The organism is Nonomuraea cavernae (assembly GCF_014646355.1).
GTDB lineage: Bacteria > Actinomycetota > Actinomycetes > Streptosporangiales > Streptosporangiaceae > Nonomuraea > Nonomuraea cavernae.
In genome coordinates this window covers 73,632-95,799 of record NZ_BMNH01000011.1, presented here as the reverse complement: position 1 = coordinate 95,799, position 22,168 = coordinate 73,632, and the positions used below count along the sequence as shown (strand labels likewise).

General features: G+C 72.0%; 22 protein-coding genes and 1 pseudogene. 12 read left to right on the top strand and 11 right to left on the bottom strand.

Annotated elements, in window-relative coordinates; all coding sequences use genetic code 11:
- Positions 1-3: 3 nt before the first annotated feature.
- Both IEY82_RS19365 and IEY82_RS19360 read right to left on the bottom strand, forming a co-directional pair.
- On the bottom strand, positions 4-654 hold the full coding sequence (locus IEY82_RS19365) for a response regulator (RefSeq protein WP_189125556.1): 651 nt from the start codon (positions 652-654) through the stop codon (positions 4-6).
- Positions 636-1,844: a sensor histidine kinase gene (locus tag IEY82_RS19360; RefSeq protein ID WP_189125555.1), complete on the bottom strand. Its 1,209-nt coding sequence runs from the start codon at positions 1,842-1,844 to the stop codon at positions 636-638. The genes IEY82_RS19365 and IEY82_RS19360 overlap by 19 nt, the downstream gene beginning before the upstream one ends.
- A gap of 111 nt (positions 1,845-1,955) precedes the next feature.
- On the opposite strand from IEY82_RS19360, the gene IEY82_RS19355 reads away from it, so the two are divergent.
- From IEY82_RS19355 to IEY82_RS19345, 3 genes are all read left to right on the top strand, one after another.
- Positions 1,956-2,771 carry an ABC transporter ATP-binding protein gene (locus IEY82_RS19355; protein WP_189125554.1) on the top strand — a complete coding sequence of 272 codons (816 nt, stop codon included), beginning with the start codon at positions 1,956-1,958 and terminating at the stop codon, positions 2,769-2,771.
- On the top strand, positions 2,765-5,194 hold the full coding sequence (locus IEY82_RS19350) for an ABC transporter permease (protein WP_225263356.1): 2,430 nt from the start codon (positions 2,765-2,767) through the stop codon (positions 5,192-5,194). The genes IEY82_RS19355 and IEY82_RS19350 overlap by 7 nt, the downstream gene beginning before the upstream one ends.
- Positions 5,195-5,265: 71 nt before the next feature.
- On the top strand, positions 5,266-5,991 hold the full coding sequence (locus IEY82_RS19345) for a VOC family protein (RefSeq protein ID WP_189125553.1): 726 nt from the start codon (positions 5,266-5,268) through the stop codon (positions 5,989-5,991).
- A gap of 57 nt (positions 5,992-6,048) precedes the next feature.
- Here the strand turns inward: IEY82_RS19345 and IEY82_RS19340 are convergent, their stop codons facing one another.
- The 3 genes from IEY82_RS19340 to IEY82_RS19330 form a co-directional block, all read right to left on the bottom strand.
- Positions 6,049-6,618, bottom strand: a complete 570-nt coding sequence (locus IEY82_RS19340) for a dihydrofolate reductase family protein (protein WP_030925166.1) — start codon at positions 6,616-6,618, stop codon at positions 6,049-6,051.
- Between the two features lie 571 nt (positions 6,619-7,189).
- Positions 7,190-7,324, bottom strand: coding sequence for a hypothetical protein (locus tag IEY82_RS39925; protein WP_263648257.1), 135 nt, complete (start codon positions 7,322-7,324; stop codon positions 7,190-7,192).
- A 44-nt stretch (positions 7,325-7,368) separates the two neighbouring features.
- Positions 7,369-9,078, bottom strand: a complete 1,710-nt coding sequence (locus tag IEY82_RS19330) for a serine hydrolase domain-containing protein (RefSeq protein ID WP_225263354.1) — start codon at positions 9,076-9,078, stop codon at positions 7,369-7,371.
- 115 nt (positions 9,079-9,193) lie between these two features.
- Between IEY82_RS19330 and IEY82_RS19325 the strand changes: the two genes are divergently transcribed.
- On the top strand, positions 9,194-10,141 hold the full coding sequence (locus IEY82_RS19325; RefSeq protein WP_189125552.1) for a GbsR/MarR family transcriptional regulator: 948 nt from the start codon (positions 9,194-9,196) through the stop codon (positions 10,139-10,141).
- A 78-nt stretch (positions 10,142-10,219) separates the two neighbouring features.
- On the opposite strand, the gene IEY82_RS19320 is transcribed toward IEY82_RS19325, so the two are convergent.
- Positions 10,220-11,194 carry a helix-turn-helix transcriptional regulator gene (locus IEY82_RS19320; protein WP_189125551.1) on the bottom strand — a complete coding sequence of 325 codons (975 nt, stop codon included), beginning with the start codon at positions 11,192-11,194 and terminating at the stop codon, positions 10,220-10,222.
- Positions 11,195-11,330: 136 nt separating this feature from the next.
- On the opposite strand from IEY82_RS19320, the gene IEY82_RS19315 reads away from it, so the two are divergent.
- Positions 11,331-11,726: a RidA family protein gene (locus tag IEY82_RS19315; RefSeq protein ID WP_189125667.1), complete on the top strand. Its 396-nt coding sequence runs from the start codon at positions 11,331-11,333 to the stop codon at positions 11,724-11,726.
- 53 nt (positions 11,727-11,779) lie between these two features.
- Here the strand turns inward: IEY82_RS19315 and IEY82_RS19310 are convergent, their stop codons facing one another.
- A complete protein-coding gene (locus IEY82_RS19310) occupies positions 11,780-12,388 on the bottom strand; it encodes a TetR/AcrR family transcriptional regulator (RefSeq protein ID WP_189125550.1) in 609 nt (202 codons plus the stop codon).
- Between the two features lie 94 nt (positions 12,389-12,482).
- On the opposite strand from IEY82_RS19310, the gene IEY82_RS19305 reads away from it, so the two are divergent.
- From IEY82_RS19305 to IEY82_RS19290, 4 genes and pseudogenes are all read left to right on the top strand, one after another.
- The gene (locus tag IEY82_RS19305; protein WP_189125549.1) at positions 12,483-13,232 is read left to right on the top strand and encodes an SDR family oxidoreductase; all 750 of its coding nucleotides are present in this window, start codon (positions 12,483-12,485) and stop codon (positions 13,230-13,232) included.
- Between the two features lie 56 nt (positions 13,233-13,288).
- Positions 13,289-13,834, top strand: a pseudogene (locus IEY82_RS19300) (NADPH-dependent F420 reductase); the annotation flags it as partial.
- A gap of 376 nt (positions 13,835-14,210) precedes the next feature.
- On the top strand, positions 14,211-15,257 hold the full coding sequence (locus tag IEY82_RS19295) for a TerC family protein (RefSeq protein WP_189125548.1): 1,047 nt from the start codon (positions 14,211-14,213) through the stop codon (positions 15,255-15,257).
- A gap of 101 nt (positions 15,258-15,358) precedes the next feature.
- Positions 15,359-15,709 (top strand): helix-turn-helix transcriptional regulator, encoded by a 351-nt coding sequence (locus tag IEY82_RS19290; protein ID WP_189125547.1) that lies wholly within the window; start codon positions 15,359-15,361, stop codon positions 15,707-15,709.
- Between the two features lie 79 nt (positions 15,710-15,788).
- Here IEY82_RS19290 and IEY82_RS19285 read toward each other — a convergent pair whose 3' ends face one another.
- Entirely contained in the window at positions 15,789-16,190 is a 402-nt protein-coding gene (locus tag IEY82_RS19285; protein WP_189125546.1) for a Tn3 family transposase, read from the bottom strand.
- Positions 16,191-16,273: 83 nt separating this feature from the next.
- On the opposite strand from IEY82_RS19285, the gene trpB reads away from it, so the two are divergent.
- Genes trpB through IEY82_RS19270 form a run of 3 tightly spaced genes read left to right on the top strand, consistent with a single transcriptional unit; the run spans position 16,274 to position 19,043 of the window.
- The gene (gene trpB, locus IEY82_RS19280) at positions 16,274-17,479 is read left to right on the top strand and encodes a tryptophan synthase subunit beta (RefSeq protein ID WP_225263352.1); all 1,206 of its coding nucleotides are present in this window, start codon (positions 16,274-16,276) and stop codon (positions 17,477-17,479) included.
- Entirely contained in the window at positions 17,476-18,291 is an 816-nt protein-coding gene (trpA, locus tag IEY82_RS19275) for a tryptophan synthase subunit alpha (RefSeq protein WP_189125545.1), read from the top strand. The genes trpB and trpA overlap by 4 nt, the downstream gene beginning before the upstream one ends.
- Positions 18,288-19,043 (top strand): GntR family transcriptional regulator, encoded by a 756-nt coding sequence (locus tag IEY82_RS19270; RefSeq protein ID WP_189125544.1) that lies wholly within the window; start codon positions 18,288-18,290, stop codon positions 19,041-19,043. The genes trpA and IEY82_RS19270 overlap by 4 nt, the downstream gene beginning before the upstream one ends.
- Positions 19,044-19,083: 40 nt before the next feature.
- On the opposite strand, the gene IEY82_RS19265 is transcribed toward IEY82_RS19270, so the two are convergent.
- The 3 genes from IEY82_RS19265 to IEY82_RS19255 all read right to left on the bottom strand — a co-directional run bounded on the left by IEY82_RS19265 (position 19,084) and on the right by IEY82_RS19255 (position 22,107).
- On the bottom strand, positions 19,084-19,644 hold the full coding sequence (locus IEY82_RS19265) for a TetR/AcrR family transcriptional regulator (RefSeq protein ID WP_189125543.1): 561 nt from the start codon (positions 19,642-19,644) through the stop codon (positions 19,084-19,086).
- Between the two features lie 56 nt (positions 19,645-19,700).
- Positions 19,701-20,525, bottom strand: coding sequence for an alpha/beta fold hydrolase (locus tag IEY82_RS19260; RefSeq protein WP_189125542.1), 825 nt, complete (start codon positions 20,523-20,525; stop codon positions 19,701-19,703).
- 169 nt (positions 20,526-20,694) lie between these two features.
- On the bottom strand, positions 20,695-22,107 hold the full coding sequence (locus IEY82_RS19255; protein ID WP_189125541.1) for a hypothetical protein: 1,413 nt from the start codon (positions 22,105-22,107) through the stop codon (positions 20,695-20,697).
- Positions 22,108-22,168 lie beyond the last annotated feature (61 nt).

Below are 22,168 nucleotides of genomic sequence, written 5' to 3'. Positions count from 1 at the left end.
CGGTCAACCTCGGAGGTAGGCGAGGACGGCGAGGACGCGGCGGTGGTCGTCCCCGGCGGGGGGCAGGTCGAGTTTGGCGAGGATGCCGGCGATGTGCTTGGCCACCGCCGCCTCGGTGACCACCAGCACGCGGGCGATGGCTGAGTTGGAGCGGCCCTCCGCGACCAGGCCGAGGACCTCCCGCTCGCGCGGGGTCAGCCGCGACAGCGGTCCGCGGCGGCGGCTGAGCAGTTGCCGCACCACCTCCGGGTCGACGACCGTGTGCCCCTGGGCGACCCGCTCCACCGCGTCCACGAACTCCCGCACCTCGCCGATCCGGTCCTTCAGCAGGTAGCCGATCCCCGCACCGTCGTCGGAGTCGAGCAGCTCGGCCGCGTAGGTCTGCTCGACGTACTGGCTGAGCACCAGTACGGCGAGCCCCGGGTGGGAGGCGCGCAGTGCGAGCGCGGCGCGCAGTCCCTCGTCGGCGAAGCCGGGCGGCATGCGCACGTCGGCGACGACGATGTCGGGTTCGTGCTCGGTCACGGCGGCGATCAGTGCCTCGCCGTCGCCGACCGAGGCGACGACCTCGTGGCCGAACCGGTCGAGGAGCCCGGCAAGCCCCTCGCGGAGCAGCACACCGTCCTCGGCGAGGGCTATCCGGAGAGGGGACACGGGATCTCCACACGCAGCGACGTCGGCCCGCCTGGCGGGCTGGACAGGGTCATCACGCCGTCCGTCACGGCGACGCGGTCGGCGAGCCCGGCCAGCCCGGACCCGGCCGCCGGGTCGGCGCCGCCCACCCCGTCGTCGCCGACCTCCAGCACCAGCGCGCCGTCGTGGAGCCGGGCGCGCACGAAGCCGCGCCGCGCCCGGCTGTGCCTGGCGATGTTCGTCATCGCCTCCGACACGACGTAGTAGGCGGCCACCTCGATCGGGGGCGGCAGCCGGCCGGGCAGCGAGACGTCGACGTCGACGGGGACGGGAGACCGGCCCGCCACGTCGCGCACGGCCGCGCCGAGCCCCCGGTCGGTGAGCACCTGGGGATGGACGCCCCGGATCAGCTCGCGCAGCTCGGCCAGGGCGCGTTTGGCCTCCTCGTGCGCGTCGGCGACCTGCGTCTCGGCGGGCGACCCCGGCGGCAGGTCGAGCCGGGCCAGGCCGAGCTTCATGCTGAGGGCCACCAGCCGCTGCTGGGCGCCGTCGTGCAGGTCGCGCTCGATCCGGCGGCGTTCGGCCTCGAACGCGTCGACCAGCCGGGCCCGGGAGCGGATGATCTCCGCGTCGCCCGGCGCGAGGAGCGCCCGCGCGATCAACGCGCGGGTGCCCGCCCAGGCGGCCATCATGTAGGCGAACAGCGGGAACAGCAGCAGCCCGGCGGCGAACAGCGGCAGGCCCTCCAGTGGGTTCAGGCTCGGCTGGAACGGCCCCGACATCAGCAGCAGCGGCAGCCAGATCGCCGACGAGACCAGTCCCAGGTCCATCCACCACATCACCGACGCCGCGACGGCCGTGAACCCCAGCTCGCGCCAGGTCGCCTGCTCGCGCAGGCGGGTGGCGAGCCAGGCTCGCGGACCCGGCCGCGGCGGCCTCAGGTGCGGGTCGGCCGCTGGCGCGTGGTCGACCAACCGGAGCCGCCACCGCTCGAACGCCGCGGCCGGCACCGTGAGCACGGTCAGAGCGAGCAGCGCGGCCACGGTCGCCACTCCGACGCCGAGAGCGTAGGCCGCGTAGATCATCACGCACGCGGCCACCGCGTGGACCGCGCTGCACAGCAGGTAGGCCAGCGACCGCCAGGGCCACGACGAGCGGAGGAACGCCGACGGCCTGCGGGTCACCGCTGCCAAGGCGGTCGGGGCGAGCACCCCTCGACGTTAACCGATCCGGGTGCGCGGGCACGGTAGTGCTGGATCTACCTCTGTCTCTCGCCTCAGCGCCAATGCGCCGGCACGGCACAGGCGGCTTTGCTGGACCACATGAATCCGGCAGAGACCACAGGCGGCCGAGACGGCGCGCACCCGGCAGCGCCCGGCGGGGACCCGGGGCAGGTGGACCGCGAGGAGACCGTGCGGCTGCGGGCGGTGCGCCGGCTGTACGGCACGGCCGCCCACACGGTGAGGGCCCTCGACGGGGTGACGGCGAGCTTCCACGCGGGCACCCTGACGGCGATCATGGGTCCGTCGGGGTCGGGCAAGTCGACCCTGCTGCACTGCGCGGCGGGCCTGGACCGGCCGACCGGCGGCACGGTCGCCATCGACGGCACCGACCTCGGCTCGCTGAGCGAGAACGGCCTGACCCTGCTGCGCCGCGAGCGGGTGGGGTTCGTCTTCCAGGCGTTCAACCTGGTGTCCGCGCTCACCGCCGAGCAGAACGTGGCGCTGCCGCTGCGCCTGGCGGGCCGCGCCGCCCCGTCCGGCCTGGTCCGGGCGGCGCTGGCGGAGGTCGGCCTCGCGGACCGGGCGGGGCACCGGCCGAGCGGCCTGTCCGGCGGCGAGCAGCAGCGCGTCGCCATCGCGCGGGCGCTGATCACCAGGCCCGCGGTGGTGTTCGCCGACGAGCCGACCGGCCAGCTCGACACCAGGGTGTCGCGCCAGATCCTCGGCATGCTGCGCGGGCTGGTCGACGACCGCGGACAGACGATGATCATGGTGACGCACGACCCGGTGACGGCCTCCTACGCCGACCGGGTGCTCTTCCTCGCCGACGGGCGCGTGGTGGACGAGCTCACCGGTACGGTCACCGCCGAGATCGTCGCCGCCCGGATGGCCGTCCTGGAGGCCGCGCCGTGCTGACCTTCGCGACGTTGCGAGAGCGGTGGCCCTCCTTCGCCGGGGGGTTCGTCGTGCTGTTCCTCGGCATGGCGATGGTGTCGATGAGCGTCCTGGCTCTGGCCTCGGCGGGGGCGAGGGTGCCCGAGCGGCTGGCGGGGACGCCCGTGTTCGTCTCGGTGCCGATGGCCGAGCGTGGCGACGGCGACTTCGCCCCGGACCGCCCGTGGTCGCCGGAGACGGTGGCGTCGCTGCGGGAACGGCTGGACGCGATCCCCGGGGTGGCGCAGGCCGTACCGGATCGGACGTTCTACGCGCAGCCGGTCATCGGGGGCAGGCCGGTGGCGGGTGACCGTGGGTACGCGTGGTCGGCGGCGATGCTGGCGCCGTACCCGCTGACGGCGGGCGCCGCGCCGCGGGAGGGCGAGGTGGCGCTGGACCGGTCACTGGGTCTCGCGCCGGGGGAGCGGGTGTCCGTGCTGACCGTGCACGGGCCGGTGACGTACCCGGTGTCCGGCACGGTGGACGGGCCGGGGGTGTATCTGAACGACGCGGAGGCGGCCCGCCTCTCGGCGGGGGTGCGCGCGATCGGCCTGGTCACCGAGCCGGGGGCGGATGTCGCCGCGGTCGCCGCGGCCGCGCGGGCGGTGGCGGGCGGCGTGGTGCTCACCGGGGAGGGGCGCGGCGCCCTGGAGACGCGGGAGGACGAGCGGACCCGCTGGATCGGCCTGCAGGTGCTCACCGCCATGGCCGCGCTGTCGGCGTTCGTGTCGGTCCTGGTGGTGGGTTCGACGTTCGCGGTGGGGGTGGCGCAGCGGCGCCGCGAGTTCGGCCTGCTGCGCGCCGTCGGCGCGACGCCGCGCCAGGTGCGGCGGATGGTGTACGGCGAGGCGCTGGCGGTCGGTGTCACCGCGACGGCGGGAGGGGTGGCGGCCGGCGCGTTGCTGGGTCCCGTGCTGGGGGACCTGCTCGTCACGGTGGGGTTCCAGCCGCCGGGCTTCGCGGTGCGGTGGTCGCCGCTGCCGCTCGCGGGCTCGTTCGCGGTGGGGGTGGTCGTCACGCTGGCGGGTGTGTGGTCGGCGTCCCGGCGGGCCGCGCGGGTGCGCCCGCTGGAGGCGCTGCGCGAGGCCGAGGTGGACGACCGTCCGATGCCGCGCGGGCGGTGGATCGCCGGGGTGGCGTGCTGCGCGCTGGGTCTGGCGGCCGCGGCCGGCGCGGGCCGTTCGGACGGCTCGGACGCGTTCGTGGTGTCGGGGCTGGTCGCGGCGATGGGGGTGATCGCCGGGCTGGCGCTGCTGTCGCCCGCGGTCGTGCCGCCGGTGGCGCGGCTGGTGTCGTGGCCGCTCGCCCGGGGCCGCGGCGCGACCGGGATGCTCGTCCGGGAGAACGCGCTGACCGCGGTCCGCCGTACCGCGGCGACGGCCACGCCGGTGCTGATCACGGTGGGGTGCGCGGTACTGATCACGGGGATGGTGCAGACGACCGCCGCGGCGTTCGCGGAGGTGCGCGCCACCACGATCCGGGCGGACGCGGTGATCGTGCCGGACGGCACGCCGGGGCTGACGGACGCCGCGGCGTCGGCGGCAGGTGCGGAGTCGTCCCTGTTCAGTGGCCTGTTCGAGCCGGACGGCGGCGTCCTGAGCGCCATCGGCGCCACCCCCGAACTGCTGGAGCGGGCGGGGGACGTCCAGATGGTGTCCGGCTCGCTCGACGCGCTGCGGAGCGAGGACCGGGTGCTCGTGGCGCAGTGGCTGGCCGAGGACCGGGGGCTGCGGCCGGGCTCGACGTTGCCGGTGTCGTTCGAGGACGGCACGTCGGCGACGCCGACGGTGGCCGGGGTGGTCCGGGAGGCGGACGCCGACGTGCTGCTCTCCCGGGAACTGCTCAGGAGGCACGACCCGGTGGCCCTCGCCGAGGAGGCGTACGTCGCGGGCGCCGCCGGCCCGCCCGGCCCGGGGGCGCGCGTGATGGACGTCCCCACCTACGCGGCGGAGGCGGACGCGGAGGAGGATCGGCTGGTGTGGATCGCCACCGTGCTCCTCGTCGTGGTGTCCACGGCCTACGCGGGCGTGGCGATCGTGAACACGATGGCGATGTCGGCGGCCGGGCGCGTTCGCGACCTCGCGGTGCTGCGCCTGTCCGGCGCCACGGTCCGGCAGGTGCTCGCGACCGTGGCGGCCGAGTCGGTGCTCGTGGTGCTGCTCGGCGGCGGGCTGGGGCTGGTGGTGGCGTTGCCCGCGCTGCTGGGCATGCGACGCGCTTTCGCCACCGCCATGCGCGCGGACGTCCCCCTCGTGGTGCCGTGGCCGCTCATCCTGGGAGTGATCGCCGCCTGCCTGGCCCTCGCCGCCTGCGCCGCCGTACTCGCGGCACGCCCCGCAGTACGGCGTGCGGCACCGGCCGGCGCGGCGGAAACCCGTTGGCGTCGCGGTCCTCGATCGGGCTAGCGTTGCTTGCGCCACGCGTCAGGACGACGTGCCCTGTCCGCGCCTGTGAGTCCGCAGATCGGAGACCCACGATGACGTCCCAGCTCGTCGCGCTCTGCTTCGACGCCAACGACCCGCTCGCTCTCGCGCGCTTCTGGGCCGGAGTCCTGGGCTGGGAGATGGCCGACGACCCCCGCGACGGCATCGCGCTCCTGCCGAGCGACGACACCGGGTTCCGGATCCGATGTCTGCCGAGCCAGGAGAAGAAGATCGGCCCGAACCAGATGCACTTCGATCTGACGAGCACGTCCCTCGACGACCAGCGGCAGACGGTGGCCAGGGCACTTCGGCTCGGCGCGCGGCACATCGACGTCGGGCAACGCCCCGAGGAGGATCACGTGGTGCTCGCCGACCCTGAGGGCGATGAGTTCTGCGTCATCGGGCCGGACAACGAGTTCCTGGCCGACTGCGGATTCGTCGGAGCGCTCGCCTGCGACGGTTCGCAGGAGGTCGGCTATTTCTGGAGCGAAGCGCTGGGCTGGCCGCTGGTCTGGGACCAGGACCAGGAGACCGCGATCCGCTCGCCGCACGGCGGCCCGAAGATCACCTGGGGCGGCCCGCCGGTGATGCCGAAGACGGGGAAGAACAGACTGCACTTCGACCTCGCTCCGCCTGCGCACGGTGATCAGCAGGCGGAGGTCGACCGTCTCGTCTCCCTCGGAGCTTCCCGGGTCGACATCGGCCGGCGCGGGGTCAGCCATGTGGTGATGGCCGATCCCGATGGCAACGAGTTCTGCGTGTTGCCCCCGCTGGCGTGACCGTCCCCGCGCGACCGGCGACCCGAGGGAGCGGCCAACGTGCCAGGATGAATCACGTCAAGCCGTAACTCGCGTGGGCCGGTATCGCAGGGCGACCGCCCCCGACCGGAACTCACGGCGGTCCACGGGCTCGAGCTGGATGCGCTCGCGCAGACCGGCGAGCAACGTCGGCCCGTGTCCGGCAAGGACCGGCTGCACAAGGAACTCGTACTCGTCGATCAGTCCCAGATCTGCCAACGCCAGGGGGAGCGTCACGCCACCCACCCACAGGCCCTCGCCTGACTCCTGCTTGAGCCGCTGAACCGCTTGCCCGAAGTCGCCTCGCACCAGCTCGGCATTCCAATCGACCGCGCTCAGCGTGCTCGACACGACGTACTTCTTCGCCCGGTCGATGGTCTCGGCGAACGGGATCTGCCACTCATCCATCCAGTCAGGCCACGTGTCCGTGGCCGGCTTCCGCCACGCCGACTCCATCATCTCGTAGGTCACCCGGCCGAATAGCAGGGCATCGGCTCGCTCCATCTCAGCGGTCCAGTAACGCATCGACTCCTCGTCCGGGGGGAGCCCTGCCTCGTGATGGCAGCAGCCGTCGAGCGTGACGTTGATCGAGTATCGAAGTGGTCTCATCTCGTTGCTCTCCCTTGATGCGCGCAGCGCGTTTTCACCGGACGTCTACTTAGACGACTGTCGGCGCCATTTCTCATCGGCGCCCGATCCCACCTGCTCAACACCGTCGTGATGCGGGTCTCGAAGCGCCCTGCGAGAGTCATCAGGAGGCCGGATCCCCCTTTCCGCCTCGGCGGCCCAGAGGTTCAGCTCCGGAACCCGCGGAAGACGCCGTCCGCGTCGGCGCTCTCGGCGAACTCGCCGAAGTCCATGAGGCGGAGCCAGTGGCTCCGCAGGTGCGGGCGGCGCGGGTTCAGGCGATCAGCAGGCGAAGGCCGAGCTCCGCCGCGTCGAGATGCGAGGTCTCGGTTGCGTTCGGCCCACCGGCCGGAGGCGAGGTCATCCCGGAGGCCGCGCACCGCGCGCTGTTCGGCGTCCGGCCCGACTCTGGCCCAGACCGACACCCCGCGACGGACATCCTCGTCCAGGTATGCCTCGGGCCGGCGCCAGTGTGCCTCGAAGAAGCCGTCAGCGCAGTCCCATGGGATGAGCACCGGTTCCGTCCGGGCTCCGATCGCGCGGGCCTGCTCGGTCACCGAAGGCCGGCCGGCAAGACGGTCCGGGCATCGCCGAGCGCGGCCCAGATCCGCGCGGCGATGCGTGGTTCGGTGCGCCGTGTCACGGTGTAGGTGGCTCCGATGGTGTCGTACAACTGCGCGCTGGACATTGACCCTGCCTTTCCGCTGGTCACCCATCGAGTTCGAGGAGCGGCTACTTCGGGAGGCCTACCGCGTTGGCCGCGTCGGCTTCGAAGTATTCCGTCGTGGCGAAGGGGCCGGCGTGCCTCTCGAAGAACGTTCTGACGCTGTCGACTGAGTCGTGGACGATGATGTTCACCGCTTTGGTCCCGTCGTCGCTGGCCACCGCCAGGGGCCAGCCGGCGCCCTTCGGCAGTTGCCCGTACGCCGCCTTCAGCGCGTCCCAGAACCCGCCGTTGTCGGAAATCGTGGAAATCGTCATGACGTGCATTCCGGTGTTCTTTTCCTTTGCCCTCGGATTCACTCGGCAATTGGTGTGGAGGTATTGCGCGACGCCGTCGTGGAAGTCGTAGATGGCGACGGTCTGGGGGTCTTCGAGTGGGCCGGCTGAAGGCATCAGGAAGTGCGTCTCGCTGATCGGAAGCAGCTCGTACGTGACGCGTTCCGGCTTACCGGTGAGTTGTGCCTCCAGGGGATTCGCGGCGAAGGTGAGGCGGAGATCTCCGTCCTCGGCCGACACCGTGTAACGGGAGCCCGGCCGCTCGTAGACGCCTTCGTACCTGGACGGGTCGAGGACCAGACTCGGATCGGGTTGCGGCAGGTCCGGGATCGTGGGCGCCCCGAGGTCGGAGAGGATTTCGTCGAACACCTTCTTGTAGAAGCCGTCCCGCGGCCCGGCATTGGCCAGCAGCACGAGGGCGAGGCCCGAATCCGGCAGGATCCGCAGGCGGGCGCTCTGGCCGACGGTGCTGCCGTCGTGCGCGTAGACGGTCTGGCCGTGCCAGTCGCACACGATGAGACCGAGGGCCCACTCGGGCCCGAACAGATACGGATCGGGCACGGGGACGCGTGATTCGGTCATCTCGCGAACAGCCTCGGTCGAGACGATTCTGGTGCCGTTCGGCGCTTTGCCGCCGTCGAGGAAGACGTGCGCCATCGTGAGCACCTCCCGCGCCGTCGAGCTGATGTTGCCACCGGCGCCGAAGGAACGCGGCAAATGGCTCAGCGGTGCGACGATCGGCCCCTCGTCGAGGGAGCGGACCAGGTGCCCCGTCGCGGCGCGGTGCGGGTCCACCTGGTCGTGCCAGGTGGACGTGCTGGTCAGTCCCAGCGGGACGAAGAGGCGATCGCGCATGATGTCGTCCCACCGTCGGCCATCGATCACCTCCATGACGCGGGCGAGAATGGCGTAACCCAGGGCCGCGCTGTAGCCGTGGGTGTGGCCCAGGGGATGCACCTGAGGCGCGCCGGCGATGTTCGCGACCATGCGCTCGTTCACATCGTCGCCTTCGCCGGGCCGGCCGTAGGCCTCCTCGATGCCGTGCGTGTGGTTCAGGAGATGGCGGGGCGTGACATGGGCGCCGACCTCGGGATCGGCGACCTCGAACTCGGGGAGATGGGTCCGCACCGGTTGGTCCAGGTCGGCTTTTCCCTCGTCGACGAGTTGCATGAAGGCGAGGGCGGTCCAGGTCTTGGTCATGGAACCGCACTGGTAGATGGTGTCGGGCGTCGCGGGCTCGCGCGTCGCCGCGTTCTTGACGCCGACGGCGAAGTCGGTGATCTCCCCGTCTCGGAGGATCCCGATCGCGGCGCTCGGGATCCGGTATTCGGCGAGAAGTTCGGAGACCCGCGCCCGTGCGCGCGTCAGGTCTGACATCGGCATGTCCTTTCCAGGTGGGGAAAGGCTATGTTGCGTTTCATATGCCGTCAACGAAAAGCGCATGAAATCAGCGATTTAACGGCGGATCGTTGCAACGGTATTGTCGGTGAATGCAATTCCGCTGTTCGTCCGTTGCAATGTACTGTTGGTGAACGCACCTCGAAAGGGAGGCGGGCCGATGCCCGGAGGCAGGCTGACCCATGAGGATCGCCGGAAGATCGCGACCTGGCTGGCCGACGGGCTGGGCTACTCCGAGATGGGCAGGCGGCTCGGCAGGCCCACGTCCACGGTGACCCGCGAAGTCGCGCGCAACGGCGGGCCCGCGGGCTATCTGGCGGACCGCGCCCAGCGGGCCGCCGAGCGGCGCGCCCGCCGGCACCGGGCGGTCAGGGCCACCGCGCCCGATGAGCGGCAGAGTGAGGAGGTACGCCGCTTCGCGGAGGAGTTCGCCACCCTGCTGGCCGGGACCGGTCTGCCCCGGATGCCGTGCCGGGTGTTCGTCTGCCTGCTCACCTCCGACTCCGGGAGCCTGACCTCCGCCGACCTCGTACGCCGGTTACAGGTCAGCCCGGCTTCGGTGTCCAAGGCCATCGGCTACCTCGAATCGATCGAAGTGGTCGGACGCGGCCAGGATCCGGGCGGGCGCCGCGAGCGATACGCGATCGACGACGACGTCTGGGGCCGCGCCTGGAGGGCCGACGCCGGGGCGCACGCCGAGGTCGCGGTGGCCGCGCGGCGCGGAACGCACATCTTCGGCTCCGACACTCCCGTCGGGGCCCGGCTGCGCGAGATGGGCCGGTTCTTCGCCCGCATCAGCGGCCACATGGACGGCGACGGCCTCACCGACGCCGCCGTGGCCGACGCGCTGACGGTGATCGCCGCGCTCGTGCACGCCGCCCGGCCGCTCACCACGGACGACCTCGCCACGGCACTGGACTGGCCCGTCGAGCGGGCGGCCGGTGCCCTCGACGCGATCGGCCGTCGTCCGATCCTGTCCGACCCCCTCACCGTGGAGCGGCCCGGGCGCGGCGCGTACGCCGTCACCCCGAGGCCGGACCGGCTGAGCCCCGTGCAACGCGAAGCCCTGACCGCCGGCTCGCGCTCGACCCGGAGGGCCCGGAGATGACGACACCGGATGAACGTCGCCGCGAACGTCATCGCCGTTCCCGACGCCTTCCCTTCGGCCCGTGGAAGGCGACGATTCTCAGGATGACACTCCGTAGCGGGTGGCGATCGCGACGGCGCGGTCGCGCAGGGAGTCGCGCAACCACTGCGGGGCCAGGGCTTCCGCGTTCGTGCTGAGCTGCCACAGCGCCCATTCGGCGTGTCGTGAATCCTGGAAGGTCACCTCCAGCCGCAGCCGGCCGTCTGCGTCGGCTTCCTCGGAGCGGACGGTCAGCGCGGTGCCCACCAGGTCCTCCCGCCGCGCCGGGTCCACCCGTACCAGCACGGCGACCTGGTCGCCGCCGGTGCGGAACCGCGTGCTGCGTTCCTGCCAGGCCCGGTCCAGATCGACCCGCTCTGGTCGCTGTGCGGGTTCGGCGAGCTCCTTGGCGGCCAAGATCCGGGACAGCCGGTAGGTGCGGTCCGCGCCGGACCTCGTGGCCAGCAGGTAGCCCCGGTCGCGTACGGTGACCAGGCCGATCGGGTCCACCGTGCGCCACTTCGGGGTCTGGTCCACGGCCGCGTAGTGGATGCGCAGCCTGTGTCCGGCGAGCACCGCGCGCCGGACCTCGGCCACTACGGCGTCAGGCACCTCCTCGGCGACCAGCCGACGTGAGAGGAGGTCGGTCTCCGGTTCGACGAGCAACCGCTCGGCCGCGCCGGCCGCGGCGTCCCGATGGCTTTCGGGCAGCGCGTCGACCACCTTGAGCATCGCCGAAGCGAGCGCCGAGCCGAGGCCGAATGCCTGCGCGCCGCGCCGCGATCCGGCGATCAGCAGGGCGAGGGCCTCGTCGGGGGTGAGGCCGGTGAGCTCGGTCCGGAAACCGGGCAACAACGCGAAACCGCCGTGCCGGCCGCGTTCGGCGTAGACCGGGACGCCGGCCGCGGACAGCGCCTCGACGTCGCGCAGCACGGTGCGGGTGGACACCTCCAGCTCGCGGGCCAGCGTGGTCGCGGACAGCCGACCGTGCCGCCGCAGCAGCAGCACCAGCGAGACCAACCGGTCTGCGCGCATACCAGAACTCTACCGAAATATACGACACAGGATGTCGTGATTCGTTGGGACGCTCATCACCACGACCACAGGGACGGCGGCAACCGAGCCGACGGACCTAGGTAAGGTCGGCGAATCGAATGGAGCTGATGTGGCGATGGAGCGAACGGCGGTCAACCCGTGGGCATGGTCGGTGGAGCTGGGATACAACCAGGGTGAGATCGTCTCCGGGCACACCCGGACCCTCTACTGCTCCGGGCAGACCGCGATGAGCGGCGAAGGCAAGCCCCAGCATGCCGGTGACATGGGCGCGCAGTTGGCGCTGAGCCTCGACAACCTGGAGGCCGTGCTCGGCGAGGGCGGCATGTCCCTGGCGAACCTCGTCCGGCTCAACGTCTACACCACCGACGTCGACCGGCTCTTCGAGCACTACGGCGCGCTGGCGTCGAGGCTGGGCGCCGCCGGGGTGGCGCCGTCCACCACGATGCTCGGGGTGACCCGGCTGGCGATCCCCGGCCTGATGGTCGAGCTTGAGGGCACCGCCGTCACGTGAGGCGACCTCGCCGCCTCCTGGCACCGGGGCGCGCCGCGGTCCTCGCGCGGTTCTCAGGGGAGCGGCCAGGTGCGTAGGGCGGCGTCGGCCATCTCCTGGAGCTCGTCGCGGCCGACCCCGCTCGCGGCCTGCACGGCGATGCCGAAGGCCAAGGTGGTGACGTAGCGGGCCAGCAGCCGCGGATTGGTCTCCGGAGGCAGCTCGCCGTCGTCGATGGCTCGCTGGAACCGCTCCTGGAGGCGGGAGCAGCCGTTGTTGCGCCAGGCGACGAGAAGGTCACGGACTCCACGCCCGGAGTCGCCGGAGACCAGGGCGCCCTGGACGCCCATGCAGCCGTGGGGATGGGCCGGGCGGGTGGTGGTGCGGATGGCGCCCGCCAGGATCGCGGTGGTGACGCCGAGGGCGGTCGGCTCCTCCAGGGCCCGGGCCAGGTATGCGCTCGGGCCTTCGGTGTAGCGCTCCAGGGCCTTGCGGAACAGCTCCTCCTTGTTGCCGAAGGCCGCGTACATGCTGGTGGTGGAGATGCCCATCGCGTTGGTCAGGGTGGCCAGGCTGGCCCCCTCGTAGCCGTGCTCCCAGAAGACCAGCATGGCGCGCTCGAGAGCTTCGTCGGCGTCGAATCCTCGCGGCCGGCCGATCGGGCCGCTCTGCCTGGTCTTCATGTCCGCACCCTACCTCTTCTGCATCGAACGATGCGGAAGTGCTACGCTTCGACTTCAGTATCGATCGATACAGAAATCGAAAGAGGTCATTCAGGTGGGACCACTTGAGGGCAAGACCGCTCTCGTCACCGGCGGCAGCACCGGAATCGGCCTGGCCAGTGCCGTACGGCTGGCCGCCGAGGGCGCACACGTGTTCATCACCGGCCGGCGCCGGACCGAGCTGGACGCGGCCGTCGAAATGATCGGCTCAGCGGCTACCGGGGTGATCGGCGACATCTCGAACCTGGCCGACCTGGACCGGCTCTACGAGACGATCCGCGGCCGGGGGCGGGGCCTGGACGTACTGTTCGCGAACGCCTCCGTCGCCGCGTTCGTGCCGCTTGAGCAGGTCACCGAGGAGCACTTCGACACCCTGTTCGGCATCAACGTCCGGGGCACGCTGTTCACCGTTCGGAAGGCGCTGCCACTGCTCAACGACGGCGCCTCGGTGATCCTGAACGGCTCCACCAACGCGGACGTCGGCGCGGAGGCGTTCGGCGTGTACGCGGCGACCAAGACCGCCACCCGGTCGTTCGCCCGGACCTGGGCCAACGAGCTCAAGGGACGTGGCATCCGGGTCAACACCGTCACGCCCGGCCCGATCGAGACCCCTGGCCTGGCAGGGCTCGTCGGCGGCCCGGAGCAGGTCGACGCCTTCAAGCGGCACCTGGCCGAGCAGGTGCCGCTGGGCCGGCTCGGGCGCCCGGAGGAGGTCGCCGCCGCCGTGGCCTTCCTCGCCTCGGCGCAGAGCGGCTTCATCACCGGTTCGAGCCTGTACGTCGACGGCGGCCTGAACCAGATCTGAGTCCCATGACCGCACCTCCGCCGGGGATGGCGTAGCCGCGGTTACGAGGACCTGAGACTCTGCGGGACCTCATCGACGAGCTGGGACCGTCAGCGCGTGCCGCGACCGCCGCCGGGGCTGCCGCCGCCGGCGAGTTCGCAGTCGTGGCGGTCCCCCTCAAGGTGGTCAACGACATGCCCGCGGAGGAGCTGGCAGGCAAGATCGTGCTGGACACGAACAACTACATGGTCTGGCGCGATGGCCATATCCCGGTCATCGACTCGGGTGAGAAGACGGTTCACGAGCTGCGCCAGGAGCACCTTCCGCGCTCCAAGGTCGTCAAGGCCTTCACCCACATCCAGGCTCCCCGCATCACCACCGCGGGTAGGCCGGCGGGCACCCCCGGCCGTCTGGCGCTGTCGGCCTCGAGCGACTTTCCCGAAGCCGTGGAACTCGTGACGCGGCTGTACGACCAGTTCGGGTTCGACACCGCCGACAACAGCCCGCTGAGCGAGTCGTGGCGCAGCGGCCCCGGTCAACCCGCGTGGGTGGCGCACGAGCACCAGAGCCGTGCCGAGCTGATCGCCAACCTCGCCCGGGCGCGACGGATCACCTTGAGGTGAGCCTGCCCCTGGGCGACAGGCAGGCCGAGGAACGCCGAGGGACGTGGAGCCCGCCGACCAGGCGGCACGCCATCTCTCGCCGGGGCGGTCGCTCGCGCCGCGCTTCGCGGCCGAAGATCCTCCCGGCTGCCGTGCCGAGCATGGGGTGCTGATACCTGACCCTTGACACACGAAATGAATATCGTGAACACTGGAGCGTAGTTCGAGGGGGAGTACCCGACTAGTCACCGCACCGCCGCCAGTACGGGCCCGGCCCATCCAGGCCCCGGTGGTGCAGCCGCCCGGCTTCTGTCCGTGGGTGGTCCGGGGAGACCGTCGACCACGAAGAGTGCCGTCGCGCGACGCGCGTGGCGGCCCGGTCGAGGAGGTCTGCTCCGTGTCTGTTGCCTGGTGGGCCTGGGCCGCGGTGCTGCTGGCGGTGGCCGTGATGCTCGCGGTCGATCTGTTCCTGCACCGCGACAACCACGTCATCGGCTTTCGTGAGGCGGCCATCTGGTCGGGCGTGTGGATCGCCGCCGGACTGGCCTTCGGCGCCATCTTGTGGGCGTGGCAGGGCGGGCAGGTAGCCGGCACCTACTTCGCCGGCTACCTGATCGAAAAGGCGTTGTCGGTCGACAACGTGTTCGTCTTCGCGCTGATCTTCACCACTTTCGCAGTCCCCGCCGCACTCCAGCACAAGGTGCTGTTCTGGGGCGTCATCGGCGCGCTGGCCTTCCGGCTGGTGTTCATCTTCGTCGGCGCCGAACTGCTGGAGACGTTCTTCTGGACGGCGTACCTGTTCGGCGCGTTCCTCGTCTACACCGGCTACAAGATGGCCTTCCGGCACGACCAGCACCCCCCGCCGGACCGCAACCCGGTGGTCCGCCTGGTGCGCCGCGTCGTGCCGACCGACCCCCGCTACCACGGCGCCCGGTTCTTCACCCGCATCGACGGCAAGCGGGTGGCCACCCTGCTGTTCGTGGTGCTCATCGCGGTGGAGGCCACCGACCTGATCTTCGCCATCGACTCGGTCGCCGCGATCCTGGCGATCACCACCAGCACCTTCATCGTCTGGACCGCCAACGCCTTTGCCATCCTCGGGCTGCGCAGCCTGTACTTCTGCCTGGCCGGGCTGCTGCGCCGGTTCGTGCACCTGCACTACGGCCTGGCCCTGCTGCTGGCCTTCGCCGGCATCAAGCTGATCGCCTCGGAGACCCCGATCGGGAAACTGCCCATCCCGGTCACGCTCGGGGTCATCGTCGTCACCATCGGCGTCTCCATCGGCTGGAGCCTGCTGGCCACCCGCGGCAGCGCCGGAAACGCCACCGCCCGGCTTCAGCCTCAACCCGCTGCCGCACCAGGTCCGATCCGGCCGCCTGGCACCACTCCCCCCGCAGGCGGCCAACGCGGCGATCACAGCGGCGGGCGCAGCGCCCGCCGCTGACACGACGCTGACTCGTCCCACCGATGCCCTGCATCGGCACGGCCATCGGGGGTGTCCATGTCGTGTTTCCCCTTTCGCGATACGAGGAGCATGCTTTTACCATGACCACCGTGGTATCCGACTGGACATTCCTGACCAACCACGCCCACGTCCTGGTGTGCATCGCCCGCGACCCCGGCATCCGCGTCCGCGAGATCGCCGTCGATGTCGGCATCACCGAACGCGCCGCGCAACGCATCGTGGCCGACCTGGTCGCCGCCGGATACCTCGCCGTCACCCGCGAAGGGCGGCGCAACCGCTACCAGCTCAACCCGTCCCTGCCCCTGCGCCACCCCCTGGAACGCGACCACCAGATCGGGGAGATCCTCGCGGTCTTCCGCGTCACCGACGCGTCCGCACCCAGCGCCAGGCCCGAACCGCTGGACGCACCTACGGCCGACACACGCCGGTAGGCCCGGCGCTCGGGTCGCCGCCACCGGGGGCAGAGTAGCGCTGAGTAACCATCGCTACTCTTTGTGGCTGCGAGGGCGGTCATCTCGGTGTCGAATAACTCATGTCGAGCTCGAACTTGCCGTACAGGTTCAGATGGGACCAGAAGAGAGCCGACAGGGCGCGCCGGTCGGCGTCGGTGAGCTTCTTCCGCCACTTCGGCTCGGCGAGGACGATCTGCACCATCCTGGTGTTCAGGTAGACGATCGCGGCCTGGACCAGGTGAAGGGCCAGCGCGGAGACCTCGACGTGCTCACGGTCGTCGCCGGTCAGATCACCGGCCTTGCCGTAGAAGATGTCCTTGTCGGCCGAGTTCCAGTTCTCCACCACGTTCAGGCCCTCGTGGATTTCGCGGCGCAGTTCCTCTTCCGCCAGGTAGTCGCAGATGAAGACGGTGCGATCACCCGGCCGAGTTCCTCGGCGCGCGGCGGCACGCGGCGGCATCGGTGGTGGCGCGCCCGCGCCGTCCGTGCCAGACTGACTGTTATAGAACTCATTAGAGAGTTATAGAACGATCGGAGCATGGCATGCCAGACGTGTCGCCGTGGCGCGAGCCGGTCCCGCCGGACGGGACGATGGGCGAGCCCCGAGCGCGGGGCCGGTTCGGCGAGTACGGCGGGCGGTACGCGCCGGAGTCTCTGGTGGAGGCGTGCCGCGAGGTGGACGAGGCGTTCCGGGAGGCCTGGGCGGATCCGGGGTTCCGCGGCGCGCTGGCGCGGCTGCTCGCCGTGCACGCCGGGCGGCCGACCCCGCTCACACCGGCCCGCCGGCTGTCGGAGGCGCTGGGCGTGCAGCTGTACCTCAAGCGCGAGGACCTCACCCACACCGGATCCCACAAGATCAACAACGTGCTGGGTCAGGCGCTGCTGGCCATCCGGATGGGACGGCGCAGGCTGATCGCCGAGACGGGAGCGGGCCAGCACGGGGTGGCCACCGCGACCGCCGCCGCCCTGCTCGGGCTGGAGGCCACGGTGTTCATGGGCGAACGCGACATCGAACGGCAGGCGCTGAACGTCTTCCGGATGCGCATGCTGGGCGCCGAGGTGGTCCCGGTGTCCACGGGCAGCCGTACCCTCAAGGACGCGACCAGCGAGGCCATGCGGCACTGGGTGGGCGCGACCGGCGACTCCCACTACTGCGTCGGCTCGGTCGTCGGGCCGGACCCGTACCCGTGGATGGTCAGGGAGTTCCAGCGGGTCATCGGCGACGAGGCCCGCGCGCAGTGCGCCGCCGAGCTGCGCACCGGCGTCCCGGACCACGTGGTCGCGTGCGTCGGCGGCGGCTCCAACGCGGCCGGCACGTTCGCCGGGTTCGCCGACACCCCGGCGCGCCTGGTCGGGGTCGAGGCGGAGGGCGGCGCCGGGGCGGCCCGCGGCCGGCTCGGCGTCCTGCACGGCTGCCGCTCGCTGTTCCTGCAGGACGACGACGGGCAGATCGCCCAGCCGCACTCCATCGCCGCCGGGCTCGACTACCCGGGCGTCGGCCCGGAGCACGCCCACCTGCGCGACCTGGGCCGGGCCCGCTACGTCACGGTGACCGACGACGAGGCGGTCGGCGCGGCGGTACGCCTGGCGCGTACCGAAGGCATCGTCCCGGCGCTCGAATCGGCGCACGCCCTCGCCTGGGTGATCAGCGCGGCGGGCGGCGGCGACCTGCCCGCGGGGTCGACGGTGCTGATGACGTTGTCCGGCCGGGGCGACAAGGACGTCTCAACCCTGAAGGAGCTGCTGTGACGAACCCCGTCCTGGCCGCCGGCGCGGTCGAACGCCACCTGCGTGCCCGCCGGGACACCGGCCGCGGCCTGCTCATGCCGTACGTCACCGGGGGGATCACGCCCGGCTGGACGGACTACCTGCGGGCGTTCGCCGCCGCCGGGGCGGACGTGATCGAGGTCGGCCTGCCCTTCTCCGATCCCACGCTGGACGGCGTCACCATCCAGCAGGCCAGTGACACGGCCCTGGCCCGAGGGGCGAGCACCCGCCGCATCCTCGCCGACCTGTCCGGCCTGCCGGACCTGGGCGTGCCGCTGGTCGTCAGCACCTACTACAACCTGGTGCTGCACGACGGCCCCGAGGCGTTCTGCGCCGCGCTGCGCCGGGCCGGCGTCGGCGGCCTGATCGTGCCCGACCTGCCGGTGCACGAGGCGGGCGAGCTGACGGACGTGGCCGCCGCCGCCGGGATCGAGGTGGCCCTGCTGGCGTCGCCGGCGACGCCGCAACCACGGCTGGCGGAGATCGCGTGCCGCAGCCGCGGATTCGTCTACGCGGTGTCGCTGATGGGCACCACCGGTGAGCGGGCCGACCTCGCCGCTTCGGCGGCGGAGCTCACCGAGCGGCTCAGGCACGTCACCGACCGGCCGGTCTTGCTAGGATTTGGCATTTCCACCCCGGCCCAGGCACGCGAAGCCCGCCGGCACGCCGACGGCGTGGTGGTCGGGGCCGCGGTCATGCGGCGGGTGCTCGACGGGGCCGGGCCGGACGACCTGCGGGCCTTCCTCGTGACCCTGCGGCAAGCCCTCGACCAGGAGTGTGACCGACCACGATGACCGCCGACGCCGGGCACGAGGCGCGATACCGCGCCATCGCCGCCGACCTCGCCGCGAAGATCCGGTCGGGGCACTACGCCCCCGGTGAGGCCCTGCCGCCGCAACGGGAGCTGAGCGCCTCCTATGGGGTGACCCTCATGACGCTGCGCCAGGCGTTGCGCGAGCTCAGCGACGAGCGGCTGATCGTGCAGCAGCCCGGCAGGGGCACGTTCGTCGCCCCGCCGCACCTGGCGTACCAGCTCGGCTCGCTCCGCAGCCTGGTGGACGACCTGCGTCAACAGGGCCACGACGTGCGCACCTCGGTGGAGGGGCGGGCGGTGCGCCGGGCCCCCGCCCGGATCGCCGCGGAGCTGCGGCTGCGTCCCGGCGACACCGCCCTGCGGCTGGAGCGGGTCCGCGAGTTCGCCGGACGTCCCGCCGTACACCAGGTGTCCTGGGTCCGCCGGCCGGTGGCCGAACAGATCCGCGACCGTGACTTCACCGCCGTCTCCCTCTACGCGGCCCTCGCCGACGCGGGAGTGACGGTCGCGCGGGCGTCGGAGGTGGTGCGGCCCGGTCTGCTCGACCCGGCCGCCGCCCGCCACCTCCACGAGCCGCAGGGCAGCCCGGTGCTCGTCAGCACCCGGATCACCTTCACGCTCGACGCCACGCCCGTGGTGTCCGACCACGCCACCATCCTCGGCAGCATGATGGAGATCCGCACCGAACGCGCCGCCACCGGCTTCTCTCTCACCTGGGGCGCCACCAGCTGAGAGCCGGTGCGCGGAAACCCGTCCGGGAGCCGCGCGCTCGTCAGCCGGGCCGGTGAGCGCTCAGGCCGGAGATCATCACGTCGATCAGCAGGTTGTAGCTCTCGTCCGGTTTCTCGGGGAGCCCGAACCCGCCGGCGGCCTCCAGCACCGAGAACCCGTGCACGGCCGCGCGCACGCACCGGGCCGCGTGGATCGCCGCCGAGTCGCTCAACCCGTAGGCCCGCAGCGCGGCCAGCACGATGCCGACCAGCCGGGATCCGGCCTCGGCCAGGCCCGGCTCCGGAGTCTGCAGCATGGCCGAGTAGCGGCGGGGGTGGCGCAGGACATACGAGCGCCAGCTCTCCATCAGCGCCCGGACCGCCTCGTCGCCCGACCGGCCGAGCACGGCCGCGCCCGCCTCGTCGGCTATCTCGCCCATGATCCGGATGGAGAGCAGTTCCCGAAGCTCGGCGAGGTTGCGTACGTGCTTGTAGAGGGACGGTGTGGCCACGCCCGCCCGGGCGGCCACCGCCGAGAGGGTCAGCCCCGGCTCCCCCTCCTCGTCGACGAGCCGCAGGGCGATCTCCACCACCGCTTCACGGGACAACGCCGCCCTGGCCATCGACGGCCTCCTTCCGATCACGTCCCGCACGGCCCTGGCGATCTCGCCGGCCGTGGTCAGTCCTTGAGGAAGCCGAGGACGGCGTGGGCGACCTCGGCCGGATACTGCGCGTGAGGGTAGTGGCCGGCTCCCTCGATCATGGCGACGCGGCCCACCCCGGGCGCCATGCCGGCGACGATACCGTTCGCCTCGGCCTCGGGGTCGGGCCAGTCGGGGTCCTGGCGGCCCATCACGACCAGGGCGCGGCACCGGACCCCGGCCAGGCACTCGCCGGCGTCGACAGGCGCCGACTGACCCATCTTGCCGACCACGGCCATCCGGCCCGGCCGGCGCAGGTCCGCCTGGAGCGCGGTGACGTACTCGGTGTGGTCGGCGGGTTTGACGCCGGGGTAGGCGACGTCGAGGTAGCTCTTCCACAGGCCGGCGCTCCTGAACAGCGCGGCGCCCATGAGCCGCGTCATTCCGCTGCGGTGCCGCGGGTTGCGCAGCAGCCCGCCCAGGTCGATCTTCTGCGCCCGGGTGAACGGGCCCAGCTCGACCACGGCGCTGACCAGCTCGGGGTGCCGGGCCGCCACGATGGTCGCGGACCCGCCGGAGAAGGAGTGGCCCACGACGACGGCCGGCCCGCCCAGATGCCGGATGAGCGCGGCGAGGTCGCCGGCCACATCGGTGCGCGTGTAGGAGGGCCAGCCGACGCTCGACTCGCCGTGCCCTCGGATGTCCATGGCGGCGACGCGGTGTCCGGCTTCGACCAGCAGCGGCGCCAGGTGGCGGAACGCGCCGCGGCCGTCACCCATGCCGTGGGCCAGCACGATCAGCGGCCCTTCGCCCGACACTTCGTACGCGAGCCGCCCACCGTCGACGTTCAGGAACTCGGTCATTCCGCCTCCAAGCTCATCTGTGTAGCCGTAAAGCTAATGCCATTAGCCGATGGCGTCAACCGCAGGTCGCCGGAGCCTCGCAGCGGCAGACCGGGAGCCGAAGGTCAGGGCCGGTCACCCTTCGCTCATCTTCGGGCGTGAGCCTCCTCTCCCAGGTCAGCCGTCGCCGTCACCATGCCTGGACCAAGGGGTCCTGCTCGCCGGGCACCACGCGGGTGCGACCGGTCTCCAGGTCGAGGCGCAGCAGTTGGGAGCGGGCGCCGCCGCACGGAGGCAGCCCGGCCAGCGGAGACCGGTCCATCTCCGCGGCCTCCCGGTCGACGCCGACCAGCGCGTGGCGGCCGGTCGGGTCGAGCGCCAGCGATTCGATGTGGCCGCAGTCCACCGTCAGGACCTTCCTGACCAGCCGCGTCCCCTCATGCAGGACGAGCGTGCGGGTCGGCCAGCCGAGCGCCCGCAGTTGCCGCCCGCCGGGCAGAGGCAGGATCGGGCGGGTGAACTCGTGCTCGGGCGGGGCGGCGACCTCCCCGATCGCGCCCGTGCCCACGTCGAGGGTGGCCAGGACGCCGGCCGGGACGCTGTGCTCGGGGAGCGCGAGGACCCGGGTGTCCAGCCACTGGAGACGGTAGCCGCTGACCGGCCATTCGCGTTCCAGGGTGCCCGCGAAGCGGGCATCGTCCGTGATCCGGCCGTAGGCGATGCGGCCCTCGGTGGAGACGGCCAGGCCGTTGACCGTGCCTTCGAGGGTGGGGGTGAGCCGCTCGCCGACCGTGATCCGGCCGTCGTCGCCCATGGACAGCCGGTAGAGGCGGAAGTGACGGCCCGACAGGCTGGTGAGCGCCGCTACGTAGCGGCCGGGCTCGGTGTCGCGGACGACGAGATCGTACTGGAAGTAGGTGCGCGTGGCCTGGGGCAGCAGGCTCACCGGCTCACCGGTCTCCAGGTCCAGCACGTACGGCCGGCCCGCGCCGGCGACCGCGTAACGCGGGGTGCCGTCGGCGTTGACCGGCAGCCCGATCAGCGCGGCGGGCAGGAACACGGCCAGTACGGCGGCTGCCACCGCCAGCACGGTGGCGCGCAGCTCGGTCAGGCGCGGCCGGATGCCCGCGCCCACGATCCCGGCCAGCAGGACCATGGTGGTGGGGGAGAGGAGCCAGGCCAGGATCAGTCGCGGCACCACGAAGGACGGCGTCGTCATCTGCGCGTTCAGGCATTCCTGCCACATGAAGGGCATGTCGGCGGACAGCCGGTCCTCGGCCTCGACCAGCGCGGCGGGAAGCAGGGCGAGCGCCAGTCCCAGCGTGGCGGGGAGCGGGAAACCGCCCCGGCCCGCGTAGGGGCCGCCCCGGGGGCGGGATCGGATCGCCCAGAACGCGGTCAGCGCCAGCAGTACGGGCTGCAGCCGGCCGAGCCAGTCACCGAGGAAGCCGGCCACCTGGGCCGCCGGAACCGGCTGCGGCCACTCCAGCGGCCCGGCACTGCTGCAGGTGACCATCACCGTTTCGGCGAACAGCGGTTCGGCCAGCAGTTCCCACAGCGACAGGGCCACCGCTGCCGACCAGAAGAACTTCATCATGCGCATCGGGGGGACTTTCCGAGCTCTGTGGAGGGGGATCGGAGTAGCCTAGCGCCCGCCGAGCCGC